The organism is Pseudomonas sp. 18173 (assembly GCF_050432945.1).
Taxonomy (GTDB): Bacteria; Pseudomonadota; Gammaproteobacteria; order Pseudomonadales; family Pseudomonadaceae; genus Aquipseudomonas.
Map to the genome: position 1 here is coordinate 48,758 of NZ_JBKFTN010000004.1, position 12,955 is coordinate 61,712.

Here is a 12,955-nt window from a genome sequence, read left to right on the forward strand (position 1 = left end):
GCTCAATCCCAGATCGGCGCGATGCCTTTGGGGCTGGTCAAGCGATGGCCGCGATCCAGCGTTGCGATCAACGCCATGTCGGCCTCGCTCAAGGTCAGCTCGCGCGCCTTCAAGTTGCTTTCCAGGTTGGCCCGGCGTGTGGAAGAGGGGATCACGGCGTAACCCGATTGCATGGCCCAGGCCAGGGTGACCTGAGCCGGGGTTGCTTGCAGGCGTTCGGCGATCTGCTGGATGAGCGGGTCGTTGAGGACTTCACCGTAAGCCAGGGTCATGTAAGACGTGATGCCGATGCCCTGGCTCTGCGCGAACGCGACGACGTTGCGGTTTTGCAGGTACGGGTGCAGTTCGATCTGGTTGGTCGCGATGTGCTCGGCACCGATGGCCGCTATCGCTTGCTGCATCAGGTCGATGGTGAAGTTGGACACGCCGATCTGGCGGGTCAGGCCCAGGCGCTTGGCTTCGAGCAGGGCGCCCATGAACGCTTCGACCGGCACCTGGTCTTCCGGCGACGGCCAGTGGATCAGGGTCAGGTCCAGGTAATCGGTCTGCAGTTTGCGCAGGCTTTCCTTCAGGCTGTCGATCAGGCGATCACCGGCCAGGTTGGCGACCCAGATCTTGCTGGTGATGAACAGTTCTTCACGGGCGATGCCGCTGGCTGCGATAGCCTCGCCGACGTCGGCTTCGTTCTCGTAGATTTGCGCGGTATCGATCACCCGGTAGCCGAGCGCCAGGCCGGTGCTCACCGAATCGATGACCACCTGGCCTTGCAAGCGAAACGTACCCAGGCCGAAGGCGGGAATGGACATTGATGACTCCAGTGGTTGCAGTGGGAATGGGCGGCAGTATCCGCGCCTGCATCCGTGAGAAAAACCGCTGGAGCGGCAAAGCAATGTTTACCGCAAATCATGAATCATCGGCAGTCCGGTTGGGTAATGGTGTCTGATCCGCCGCCTTCGCGAGCAAGCCCGCTCCCACAGGGGCAATGCATTCCAAATGTGGGAGCGGGCTTGCTCGCGATGGCGGCGACTCGGTCCAAAGCCTTACCCCGGCCCCTAAGCAATATCACTGCGGCTGAATTCTTCCCCGAGAAAGTCGATCAACGTGCGCACCGATGGCAGCAACCCCCGACGTGAAGGGAAGATCGCATGGATGACACCGCTTTTCGGCGCCCAACCCGGTACCAGCTCCACCAATTGCCCGGCGGCAATTTCGTCGCGCACCACCACGCTGGGCAGGTGCACGATGCCGATCCCGGCGACCGCCGCATGGCGTAACGCCAACAGGTCATCGGTGACCATTCTCGGTGCATGGCGAATCATCGCCGTGCTGCCATCGGCGCCGAACAGTTCCCACTGATATTCGCGCTGCGCCGCGCCCCAGTGCAGGCTCGGCAAGCCGCTGAGGTCGGCGGGGGAGGCCGGTGTCGACAGGTGCGACAAAAAGGTCGGGCTGCCGACCACGCTCTGGGTGCTGTTGCCCAGTACCTTCATCACCATGTCGGTGTTTTCCAGCGGCGGAAAGCGTACCCGCAACGCAATATCGAAGCCTTCGTGAATCAGGTCGACCCGGCGATTGGTGCTCTCGATGAACAACTCCACCAGCGGATACTTGAGCATGTAGCGGGTCAGCATCGGCCCGACCCAGGAGTTGAGCAGCGCCGTCGGGCAACTGACACGCACCAGGCCTTGAGGCTCGGAGCGATTGCGCTCGATCAGTTCGGCGGCACTTTCCGCCTCTACCCGCATGGCCAGGCAGCGCTGGTAGTAGGCCTGGCCGATTTCCGTCAAAGAGCAATGCCGGCTGGTGCGGTGCAGCAGGCGCACACCCAGTCGCTCCTCGAGTTCGGCGATGCGTCGGCTGAGCTTGGACTTGGGCATGTCCAGTGCCCGCCCGGCCGCGGCGAAACCGTGATGTTCCACCACCTGGGTGAAGTAGTAGAGGGTGTTGAGGTCTTCCACCATCGTTCTCCAAATAGAACGCTAAAGCTGATTTTTGCAGTCTAGCGCAGCAAAGGTCACGGTTTTAAGCTTTGTCCATGGCTTCACTCACCTCACCAGGAGACACCATGAAAAACATCATCGGTATCTACACCAGTCCACGGACCCATTGGGTCGGCGACGGTTTTCCGGTTCGCACGCTGTTTTCCTACGACAACCTGGGCAAACACATCAGCCCGTTCCTGATGCTGGATCATGCCGGCCCCGCTGAATTCACCCCGACCACCGAACGACGTGGCGTTGGTCAGCATCCGCATCGTGGCTTCGAAACCGTGACTATCGTTTACAAAGGCGAACTGGAGCACCGGGACTCCACCGGCAGTGGCGGCAAGATCGGCCCCGGTGACGTGCAATGGATGACCGCCGCCTCGGGCATCCTGCATGAAGAATTCCACTCCGAAGGATTCGCCAAAAGCGGTGGCACCCTGGAGATGGTGCAGCTGTGGGTCAACCTGCCGGCCAGGGACAAGATGGCCGACCCCGGCTACCAGACGATCCTCGACCAGGACATCCCGAGCATCGCCTTGCACGACAACGCCGGCAGCCTGCGCCTGATCGCCGGTGAGTTCGCCGGCCGCCAGGGCCCGGCGCGCACCTTCACCCCGGTCGACCTGTGGGACATTCGTTTGAATGCCGGCAAGTTGCTCACCCTGGATCTGCATGAAGGACGCAACACCGCACTGGTGGTTTTGCGCGGCACGGTTCAGGTCAATGGCCTGGAGTCTGTGCGCCAGGGGCAATTGGCCCTGTTCGATCGCAAAGGCGATCAGCTGACCCTCGAAGCCAGCGAAGACGCGGTGGTGCTGTTGCTCAGCGGCGAGCCGATCGATGAACCGATCGTCGGTCACGGGCCGTTCGTGATGAACACCGAGCAGGAAATCCACCAGGCCTTCGCCGACTTCCAGTCCGGTCGCTTCGGCCGGATGCACGCTTAACCCGCTTCGTTTCAACAACCCGCTCTACACAGGATGCGTAGGCCGGTCCGAGGCCAGGGATGGCTGTTGCCTGCAAGAAAGAGGAAACGCCTATGAATACCGTCAATGCTGCCAACTTCGATGGCCAGAAACCCACCATCGACCCCAACGACGCCGCCATGTTGCTGATAGACCACCAGAGCGGACTGTTCCAGATCGTCAAGGACATGGACGTGCACCAACTGCGCGCCAGCCGCATTATCAATTGCTGATCGAGAGCTACCTCAAGGCCCAGCAAGTGGCGAACGAACACGAAGTGCTGGACTCCCGGCGCTAAACGGTTACCCCACGCCGGGATTCACTCGGCATCGATAACACACGAGGACTACTGCAATGACCACTTCCTACAAGCGTCTCGACAAGGACAACGCCGCCGTGCTGCTGGTGGATCATCAGACCGGCCTGCTGTCACTGGTACGCGACATCGATCCGGACCGTTTCAAGAACAACGTGCTGGCCCTGGCCGACCTGGCCAAGTACTTCAAGTTGCCGACCATCCTTACCACCAGTTTCGAGACCGGTCCCAATGGTCCGCTGGTGCCCGAGCTCAAGGCCCAGTTCCCGGACGCGCCGTACATCGCCCGCCCTGGCCAGATCAACGCCTGGGACAACGAGGATTTCGTCAAGGCGATCAAGGCCACCGGCAAGAAACAACTGATCATCGCCGGTGTGGTGACGGAGGTGTGCGTAGCGTTCCCGGCCCTCTCGGCGCTGGCCGAAGGCTTCGATGTGTTCGTGGTTACCGACGCATCCGGCACCTTCAACGAGCTGACCCGCGAATCGGCGTGGAGCCGCATGACTGCTCAGGGCGCACAACTGATGACCTGGTTCGGCCTGGCCTGTGAACTGCACCGCGACTGGCGCAACGACATCGAAGGGTTGGGCACGCTGTTCTCCAACCATATTCCGGATTACCGCAACCTGATGACCAGCTACAGCACGCTGACCAACAGCAAGTAATCCAGGCAACACGCTTGCCTCTGTGGGAGCGAGCCTGCTCGCGAAAGCGTTCTAACAGTCAACGCATAGGTTGAATGTCAAGTAGCCTTCGCGAGCAGGCTCGCTCCCACATTTGTTTTTGTGGCGGTTGCACAATCCAGCGAAATCAATTGCTCCTACACTATGGCCAATTCGTGCGATCTTCGCGTTATTGGCCCTGGCTGGAGTTGCTTGATGCTGTCGTTGCTCACTGAACACCCGCTGATCTGCGCAATGGCGCTGATCCTGATCGATCTTGGGTTGTGGTATTTGCTCAGTGCCCTTGGCATTGGGTGGAGGCTGTTGGTGCGGGTGGTGATTTTTTCGTTGTTCAGCCTCCTGCTGTTCAATGAAGGCCTGAACCCGATGGAACCGCCGCCCTGGGCCGACAACGTACCCTTGCATCTGGCGGCCACCGGTCTGCAGATCGGCTGGTGGTTGTTCGGCGCGCGGACCCTGACCGTGCTGATCGGCGCAGTGATGATGCAGCGGGTCGGGCATACCGGGCGGTTGCTTCAGGATCTGCTCGGCGCGGTGATTTTCCTGATCGCGATCATTGCCGCCCTGGCCTATGTGCTCGATCTACCGGTCAAGGGCGTGCTGGCGACGTCCGGTGCATTGGCGATCATTGTCGGTCTGGCCTTGCAAAGCACCCTTAGCGACGTGTTTTCCGGGATCGTCCTGAACACCACCAAACCCTACCAACTGGATGACTACATCTCCATCGATGGCATGGAGGGCAAGGTGACCGATATCGACTGGCGCGCCACGCGCCTGCAGACTTCCCAGGGTTGCATGGCGGTCATCCCCAACTCCCTGGCGGCCAAGGCCAAGATCATCAATTTCAGCCGGCCGAGCGATATGTTCGGCATTTCCGTCTCGCTGGAAGTGAGCCCGCACGCGCGGCCCAACACGGTCATCGAAGCCCTGGAGCGGGCCATGCAGGGTTGCCGCTTTTTGCTGGAGACTCCATCGCCGAGCGTCGGCCTCAAAAGCGCCAGCAACACCGGTGCGGTCTATGAAATCAACGGGTTTGTCGCGTCGATGGACGAGAAGCGTTCGGTGCGCAATCAACTGTTCGACCTGGCCTACCGCCACTTGCAGGCGTCGGGCGTGAACCTGCTGTCGAGCGTGGAGCCCAATCCGCCGGGCAACCTTTCACGGCCCCGGGCATTGCTCGACAGCTCGCCGATTTTCTCCACCTTGCGCAATGAAGAGAAAGACACCTTCAGCCAGAACATGTCGCTGCAATCGTTCCGCGCCGGGGACACGATCCTTGAGGCGGGGGAGGTCAGCGATCATCTGTTCATCATCGAGTCCGGGGTGGTGACGGTGACACTGACCCGCCACGGCGTGCCGTTCGAGTCCGGGCGCATGGGACCGGGTGAAGTGATCGGCGAGGCAGGCATTCTGACCGACAGTTCGGTGCCGGCGAAGTTTGCCGCGAAGACTTACTGCGCCATGTACCGCATCGAAAAGTCATACCTCAAACCGTGCCTGGATGCCCGTCACGACATCAACGATGCGATGAAGGCCTTGCTCGATTACCGGCTGCACAAAGCGAAAACCCTGACTCAGGACCTGCCGGTGGCGGTGGAGAAAAAGGGCTTCCTGCGATGGTTGCGCAGTCGGGTGTGAATGGCCGCTGCGCGGTTCGCGAGCAGTTCTCGAAAAGCCCTTTGTTTCAAGGAGGCACTGCCAGTGGCCTCCTCGACTTTTGAAAAATTGGCTATTTGTGTAAACCGGGCGCGGGACTAACGTAGTCACACACTCACTTGCCCTGGAGCACGCCATGAAACCCCGTATCGATTTCTACACCGCCTCGCCTGACGCCCTCAAAGCGATGATCGCGTTGGAAACAGCGGTTTCGAAATTGCCGCTGGAAAAAAACCTGATCGAACTGGTCAAGCTGCGTGCCTCGCAAATCAACGGCTGCGCCTTCTGCATCGACATGCACACCGCCGATGCGATCAAGGGCGGTGAAACCCCGCGGCGCCTGTTCGCCGTGACAGCCTGGCGCGAAGCACCGTTCTTCACCGAGCGCGAACGCGCTGCGCTGCTCTGGACCGAATCCCTGACCCAGCTCAGCCTGACCCACGCTCCGGATGAAGACTACGAAGTGGTCAGCGCCCAGTTCTCGCCCAAGGAAATGGTCGACCTGACCGTGGCCATCAGCACCATCAACAGCTGGAACCGTCTGGCCGTAGGTTTCCGCAAAACGCCTCAGGCCTGACCCGCACACGCATCAATGCGCATCGGCGCTTGGCGCGGCCGGTGGTTGCACCTTGCGCATCAAGGGCACCATCGCCGTGGCGATGATGAAGCAGACCATGATCATCAAGAACGCGTCGCCGTAGGTTTGTGTCTGGGCTTCGCGGTAGGTCAGCAACCATAGCTGATGCAGGCTGGCGGTGACCCCGGCGTCACCGCTCTGGCCGAGGGCGGCGAAGTTGTTGCCGACCTGGGACAGCCATTGGTTGAGCGCCTCGTTGGTGCTGTTGAGGTTCTCCGCCAACCGGGTGAAATGCAGGTTGGTGCGGTCATTGAGAATGGTCGCGCAGGCGGCGATGCCGATGGCCCCACCCAGGTTGCGCATCAGATTGAACAACCCCGACGCATGTTTGAGCCTTGCCGGCGCCAGGCCGCCAAGGGTCAACGTCACGGCCGGCGGCACCGCCAGTTGCTGGGCCATGCCGCGCAAGGCTTGCGGCAACATCAATTCCCTGGCCCCCCAGTCATGGGTGATCGGGCTGAAATCCCACATCGACAAGGCGAACAGCCCCAGGCCAGTCATCATGATCCAGCGCAGGTCGACGCGGTTGGCCAGAAAGGCATACAGCGGAATCGCCATGATCTGGAACACCCCGGTGGAGAAAACCGCCAGACCAATGTCCAGCGCACCGTAGCCGCGCACCCGGCCGAGGAACAGTGGCGTCAGGTAAATGGTGGCGAACAGGCCGATGCCGGTGACGAACGAGAAGAAGCAACCAAGGGCGAAGTTGCGATCCTTCAAGGCGCGCAGATCGACGATCGGATTGGCCACATGCAAGGTCCGGCCGATGAACGCCAGCCCGGCAACGCCGCTGATCCACGCCGTGGTCAGGATCGTGCGGTCGCTGAACCAGTTCCAGCGCGGGCCTTCTTCGAGGGTGTATTCCAGGCAGCCGAGGAACAGCGCCAGGAACACCATGCTCAGGTAATCCGCGCCCTTGAGCAGCGACAGTTCCGGCTGGTCGATTTTCACCAGCATCGGTACGGCCACGGCGACAAAGATGCCGGGGACCAGATTGATGTAGAACAGCCAGTGCCAGGACGAAATGTCGGTGATCCAGCCGCCGATCACCGGCCCCAGGGTCGGTGCCAGGGACGCCACCGCGCCGATGGTCGCGGCGGCGATGACCCGTTGCTTGCCGCTGAAGAACACGAAGGCCGTGGTGAACACCATCGGGATCATCGAGCCGCCCAGAAAGCCTTGCAGGGCGCGGAAGGCGATCATGCTCTGGATGTTCCAGGCCACGCCGCACAGCAGGCTGGTCAGGGTGAAGCCCACGGCCGATGCACAAAACAGCCAGCGCGTGGAAAACACCCGGGAGAGCCAGCCCGACAGCGGGATCACGATGATCTCGGCGATCAGGTAACTGGTCTGTACCCACGCGGTTTCATCAGTACCGGCGGAGAGCCCGCCGCCGATGTCACGCAACGAAGCCGAGACAATCTGGATATCCAGCAGCGCAATGAACATGCCGATGCACATGCTGGCAAAGGCGAAGACCTTGGTCGCCGTCGCCATGTTCGCGGCATTGAACGGTTGCGCCAGGGCGGTGACGGGGCGGTTCATGGCGCGCTGGCCACGGCTGGCGCTTCAGGCTCCTTGCGCGTGTCCACTTCGGCGGTGACCGACAATCCCGGGCGCAGGTGACCGAGCACACTGTCGGCCGGGTCGAGGTGGATGCGCACCGGCACCCGCTGCACGATCTTGGTGAAGTTGCCGGTGGCGTTTTCCGGCGGCAACACGCTGAATTGCGCACCGCTGGCCGGGGCGAGGCTGTCCAGGTGACCGTGGAACTCCTGGCCCGACAGCACGTCGGCATGGATCACCACCCGTTGCCCCGGCAGCATGCGTGCCAGTTGGTCTTCCTTGAAGTTGGCATCGACCCACAGGCCGCTGGTCGGCACCACCGAGAGCAATTGCGAGCCGGCCTGGGCATAGGCGCCAACCCGGGCCCGACGGTTGCCGATGACACCGTCGACCGGTGCCTTCAGTTCGGTGTAGCCGACATTCAATTGCGCCAGATCGCGCTCGGCCTTGGCCTGGATCAGGGCGGCCCGGGCCTGTTGTTTCTGGGTGTCGATCACATTCAACTGGCGTTGCGCGGCCAGCAATTCAGCCTGGGCGCGGTTGCTCTGGGCCTGGGCCGTCTTGAACGTGGTATTGGCGCGCTGGGCGCTTTCCACCGAAACGGCGTTGGTGATCACCAGTTTTTTGTAGCGGGCATCGTCATCCCGCGAACGGGTGGCTTCGGCACCGGCGGCGTCGATGCCGGCGCGGGCCTGGCCGATGACGGCCTGTTGCAGTTGTTCGGTGGCGTCGAGGTTGGCCAGCAAGGCTTCCTGGGCGGCCACTGCGCCTTCGGCCTTGGCCAGGTTGGCACGGTAGTCGCGCGAATCAAGACGGATCAGCACATCGCCTGCCTTGACCTTCTGATTGTCGGTCACCAGCACTTCGTCGATATAACCTGCGACTTTCGGCCCGATCACCGTTACGTCGCCACCAATATAGGCGTCATCGGTTTCTTCGATAAAGCGCCCGGCGCTCCACCAATGCGCGCCATACACACCGGCCAATACCAGCGCCGCGATACCCACGGAGAGCAACAGCAGGCGTTTGAGCAGGGGAGGTTTGGCGGCAGTCACCGGGGCAGCCAGGTCGGGTTCAACGGTGGGCATGCTGGTCATGGAGGATTACCTGTTGGAGCGGCGGTTAATTATGATGGGTGTAATATGACGTATGTAATATTTTGTGGCAAATGGTTTTTGCTGCCGGTCGTCAGGTGACTGGTTTGATGCGAGGGCAGTTGAATAGGTGGCGGTCGATCTGACGCCTTCGCGAGCAAGCCCGCTCCCACAGGGTATGTGTCGAACAAACTTTTCTGTGAACAACACAGGTCCCTGTGGGAGCGGGCTTGCTCGCGAAGGCGGTGTTACAGACGAAAGAGATGTGGCAAGTAAATGATTACGGACTCGCCATCTCGGCCGTTCACCCTGACGAGCCGGCCGATAGCGGCAATCCGTGTCGTTTCCCGTCAAGTGCGCGAAAGGCGTCGCTCTACACTGCCAGCAACCGATCTACATCCGGGGGAGCACGGGATGAATCAACCTGTCGAGCAACTGCGTATCCGCCTGGCCTGTGCGTTCCGCTGGGCGGCGCGGCTGAACCTGCACGAGTCCATCGCCAACCACTTCAGCGTCGCGGTATCGGGGGACGGTCGCGAGTTCCTGATCAACCCTTACGGCAAGCACTTCTCGCGGATCAAGGCCAGCGACTTGCTGCTGCTCAACGCCGATGAGCCCGCCAGCCTCGATCGCCCGGACGCGCCGGACATCACCGCCTGGGCCTTGCACAGCGCCTTGCACCGCAATCAGCCGCATGCCCGTTGCATCCTGCATACCCACTCGAAATACGCGACGGCCCTGGCCTGCCTGGCGAACTCGCGCCTGCCGCCGGTCGAGCAAAACTGCATGCGTTTTTTCGAGCGCGTGGCGATCGACGAAGGCTTCGACGGCATGGGCCTGGGAGAAGAGGCGGAGCGTGTCAGCCACCTGCTGGGGGACAAGCCCATCCTGCTGATGGGCAATCACGGCCTGCTGGTGGCGGCACCGAGCATCGCCCAGGCGTTCGATGACCTGTACTACTTCGAACGCGCCTGCGAGACCTACATCACCGCGCTGTCCACCGGTCGCGAGCTGCGTATCGCCAGCGATGAAATCGCGCGCAAGACCTGTCGGCAATGGCTCGACTATCCGGGCTTTGCCGACAAGCATTTCAATGCGCTGATGGAGATTCTCGACGAAGAAGAACCGGAGTATCGGAGTCTGTAGGAGCTGGCTTGCCAGCGATGGCGTACCTGAGATCGCCATCGCCGGCAAGCCGGGCGCCTGCGAAAAGCGTTCGTCAATCGGCCTCGACCGGCCGGTGCTCCTTGCGCAGCGGCTGGCGCATCACCGGGGCGGTCCACACCTGGCTGCGGTCTTCGCTGGGCGGGCAGCCGAAGCGGGCGCGATAGGTACGGGAAAAGTGCTCCAGCGAACCGAAGCCCGAGCAGGCCGCCACCTGGGCGACGCTCAGGCGCGTCTGTTGCAGCAGACTGTGGGCCTTGGCCAGGCGCAGGGTGATGTAGTACTTGAGCGGCGACAGGCCGGTCTGATCCTTGAATTGCCGCTCCAGTTGTCGCCGTGAAAGGCCGACCTGAGCGGCAATCGCTTCGCAATCCAGCGGTTCCTCCAGCGCCTGCTCCATCAAGCCGATGGCGCGGCGGATCTTGCTGCCGTACAGCCCGGTGTTGGTCAGGCCGCCGTCCAGCTGATTGTCGGCCGGCGCGCGCACCTGGCCCATCAACAGGTGCATGCCGATTTCCCGGGCCAGTTCGCTGTCCAGGCTCTGGCCGATCCAGCCCAGCAGCATGTCCAGAGTCGTGGTGGCGCCGGCGCAGGTCATGCGCTGGCGCTCCAGGGTGTAGAGCTGCGGCCGGGCGTGGACCCGTGGATAACTTTCCTGGAAACCCTGCAGGTTGTCCCAGTGCACGGCCGCTTCGTAACCGTCGAGCACGCCGGCGGCGGCAAGCAGTTCGGTGCCGGTTTCCACGCCCATCAGCACGGCGCCGAACAACGCCTGCTTGCGCAACCAGCTTTTCAGCGCGAGGTTGCGGCTGTGCTTGTGCACATCGAAACTGGCGAGCACCACGCACACATCGAAACCCTGGTCGGCCTTCAAGCCGTCATTGGCGACCGTGGTCAGGCCGTTGCTGGCCTGCACCGGTTCACCGTCCAGGGACAACAGCGACCACTCGAATACGCTGCGCTGGGTCAGCCAGTTGGCGATGGCCAGCGGTTCCAGCACGGCGGCCAGACCGAAGTTGGAAAACGACGGCAGCAACAGCACCGCGACACGCAACGGCGCGACATCGCCGCGCTGCCAGGTGAAAGGTGCATCGGTGCTGTTGGACGGCTGATTGCTCATGGGTGGTCTCTATCGTTGCTGCGTTTGCCATTGTGGGTGAATCCATACCGGCGCATCGACGGCCGGCAGTGGTGGCAGGCCGCGAATCAGGTCGCTGGCCTTTTCCGCGATCATCACCGTCGGCGCATTGGTGTTGCCGCTGACGATCGCCGGCATGATCGAGGCATCCACTACCCGCAGTCCGTCGAGGCCATGCACCCGCAGTTGCGGATCGACCACGGCTTCGACATCGCTCGCCAGCCCCATCTTGCAAGTGCCGCTGGCATGGTAGCCGGTTTCCGTGACCTGCCTGGCCCAGGCGTCCAGCGCCTCGTCACTTTGCGCGTGCGGGCCGGGCACCAGCTCTTCGCCACGATAAGCGGCCATCGCCGGTTGCGCGATGATCTCGCGCACCAGCCGTGCGCCGGCGCGCATGTCGGCCCGATCCTGCTCGGTTTTCAGGTAATTGAACAGGATGCGCGGCGGCTGCCTGGGGTCGGCGCTGTCGAGCGTGACGCTGCCCAGGCTGGTGGGGCGCATCAGGTCGATGTGGATCTGGAACGCGTGGCCCGGCACCAGGTCGACACTGCCGGGCTTGACCGCCAGGGGCATGAAGGTCAGTTGCAGATCGGGAAACTCGACCCCGGCCCGAGAGCGGATGAAGGCCCCGGCCTCGAAATGGTTGCTCGCCGCCAGCCCGTCGTGGGTGGCAAACCAGCGTGCGCCGATCCACCATTTGCCCGGCGCGGTGGTCCATGGGTAGAGCGAAACGGGCTGCTTGCACAGGTATTGCACCACCGTGTCCGGGTGATCGTTGAGACGCCGGCCGACGCCGGGCAGGTCGTGCCTGACCTCGATCCCCAGGTCCCGCAGTTCCGCCGCCGGCCCAATGCCGGACAGCAACAGTAATTGCGCTGAGTTGATGGCCCCGGCGCTCAGCAACACTTCACGCCGGGCGAAGGCCTGGTGGACCTCGCCGTTGTGCTCGTATTCAATGCCGGCGGCGCGTTTGCCGTCGAACAGAATGCGCAGCGCCAGCGCGTCGGTACGCACCTGAACGTTGCCCCGGGCCAGCGCTTCACGCAGATAACCACGGGAGGTGCTCCAGCGCCGCCCGGCGCGGGTGGTGCGATCCACCGGGCCGAAGGCTTCCTGGCGATAACCGTTCAAATCGTCGCTCAGGCCATACCCGGCCTGCGCACCGGCCGCCAGAAACGCCGCGCACAAGGGCGTCGTGGTATCGCCGGGGGTGACGTGCAGATGCCCCGTCGCCCCACGGTAATCGTCCGCGCCGTCGGCATGGGTCTGGGCGCGTTTGAAATACGGCAGCACGTCCTGATAACCCCAGCCGTCGCAGCCCTGTTCGGCCCAGCCGTCGTAGTCCCGGGCATGGCCACGGATGTAGACCATGCCATTGATCGAGGACGAACCGCCCAGCGTGCGACCTCGCGGCGTGCCGATCCGGCGGCCGTTCAGATAGGGTTCCGGCTCGGAACTGTAGCTCCAGTTGTAGCGCGTGCCGCCGACCACCAGGCCCACGGCCGACGGCATGTCGATGGTCCAGCTCTGGTCCGCCGGCCCCGCCTCCAGCAGCAGAATCCGCACCGCCGGGTCTTCGCCCAGGCGGTTGGCCAATACGCAGCCGGCGGATCCTGCGCCCACGATCAGGTAATCAAACGCATGGTTGGGCATGATTGGGAGTGCTCCATAGTGTAGGAGCGAGCTTGCTCGCGATGGACGTCAACGATGACGCGGGCTGTTTGAATACCCGCGTTGCCTTCACGTTTTTC

11 protein-coding genes and 1 pseudogene are annotated in these 12,955 nt (G+C 62.5%); 6 read left to right on the forward strand and 6 right to left on the reverse strand.

The window, feature by feature from the left end; translation table 11 throughout:
• Nucleotides 1-2 precede the first annotated feature (2 nt).
• Together dkgB and ACLD1X_RS05680 are read right to left on the reverse strand one after the other, a co-directional pair.
• Complete coding sequence (gene dkgB / locus ACLD1X_RS05675) at nt 3-806, reverse strand: 2,5-didehydrogluconate reductase DkgB (protein ID WP_429366500.1); 804 nt, start codon at nt 804-806, stop codon at nt 3-5.
• Nucleotides 807-1,052: 246 nt separating this feature from the next.
• Complete coding sequence (locus ACLD1X_RS05680) at nt 1,053-1,961, reverse strand: LysR substrate-binding domain-containing protein (RefSeq protein ID WP_429366502.1); 909 nt, start codon at nt 1,959-1,961, stop codon at nt 1,053-1,055.
• A 104-nt stretch (nt 1,962-2,065) separates the two neighbouring features.
• Here ACLD1X_RS05680 and ACLD1X_RS05685 point away from each other — a divergent pair, with 104 nt between their 5' ends.
• The 5 genes and pseudogenes from ACLD1X_RS05685 (at nt 2,066) to ACLD1X_RS05705 (ending at nt 6,182) form a co-directional block, all read left to right on the forward strand.
• Complete coding sequence (locus tag ACLD1X_RS05685; protein WP_429366503.1) at nt 2,066-2,932, forward strand: pirin family protein; 867 nt, start codon at nt 2,066-2,068, stop codon at nt 2,930-2,932.
• 92 nt (nt 2,933-3,024) lie between these two features.
• Nucleotides 3,025-3,171, forward strand: a pseudogene (locus ACLD1X_RS05690) (hydrolase); the annotation flags it as partial.
• Nucleotides 3,172-3,304: 133 nt separating this feature from the next.
• Entirely contained in the window at nt 3,305-3,931 is a 627-nt protein-coding gene (gene ycaC / locus ACLD1X_RS05695) for an isochorismate family cysteine hydrolase YcaC (RefSeq protein ID WP_007977984.1), read from the forward strand.
• A 213-nt stretch (nt 3,932-4,144) separates the two neighbouring features.
• Nucleotides 4,145-5,587, forward strand: a complete 1,443-nt coding sequence (locus ACLD1X_RS05700) for a mechanosensitive ion channel domain-containing protein (protein WP_429366504.1) — start codon at nt 4,145-4,147, stop codon at nt 5,585-5,587.
• Nucleotides 5,588-5,741: 154 nt separating this feature from the next.
• On the forward strand, nt 5,742-6,182 hold the full coding sequence (locus ACLD1X_RS05705) for a carboxymuconolactone decarboxylase family protein (RefSeq protein WP_008017565.1): 441 nt from the start codon (nt 5,742-5,744) through the stop codon (nt 6,180-6,182).
• A gap of 12 nt (nt 6,183-6,194) precedes the next feature.
• On the opposite strand, the gene ACLD1X_RS05710 is transcribed toward ACLD1X_RS05705, so the two are convergent.
• Together ACLD1X_RS05710 and ACLD1X_RS05715 are read right to left on the reverse strand one after the other, a co-directional pair.
• Nucleotides 6,195-7,787: a DHA2 family efflux MFS transporter permease subunit gene (locus ACLD1X_RS05710; RefSeq protein ID WP_429366505.1), complete on the reverse strand. Its 1,593-nt coding sequence runs from the start codon at nt 7,785-7,787 to the stop codon at nt 6,195-6,197.
• Nucleotides 7,784-8,905: an HlyD family secretion protein gene (locus ACLD1X_RS05715; RefSeq protein WP_429366506.1), complete on the reverse strand. Its 1,122-nt coding sequence runs from the start codon at nt 8,903-8,905 to the stop codon at nt 7,784-7,786. Before ACLD1X_RS05715 ends, ACLD1X_RS05710 begins: the two co-directional genes overlap by 4 nt.
• A gap of 411 nt (nt 8,906-9,316) precedes the next feature.
• Between ACLD1X_RS05715 and ACLD1X_RS05720 the strand changes: the two genes are divergently transcribed.
• The gene (locus ACLD1X_RS05720) at nt 9,317-10,048 is read left to right on the forward strand and encodes a class II aldolase and adducin N-terminal domain-containing protein (RefSeq protein WP_429366507.1); all 732 of its coding nucleotides are present in this window, start codon (nt 9,317-9,319) and stop codon (nt 10,046-10,048) included.
• Nucleotides 10,049-10,121: 73 nt separating this feature from the next.
• Here the strand turns inward: ACLD1X_RS05720 and ACLD1X_RS05725 are convergent, their stop codons facing one another.
• Nucleotides 10,122-11,186, reverse strand: coding sequence for a GlxA family transcriptional regulator (locus ACLD1X_RS05725; protein WP_429366508.1), 1,065 nt, complete (start codon nt 11,184-11,186; stop codon nt 10,122-10,124).
• Nucleotides 11,187-11,195: 9 nt separating this feature from the next.
• Complete coding sequence (locus tag ACLD1X_RS05730) at nt 11,196-12,857, reverse strand: choline dehydrogenase (protein ID WP_429366509.1); 1,662 nt, start codon at nt 12,855-12,857, stop codon at nt 11,196-11,198.
• Between the last annotated feature and the right edge of the window lie 98 nt (nt 12,858-12,955).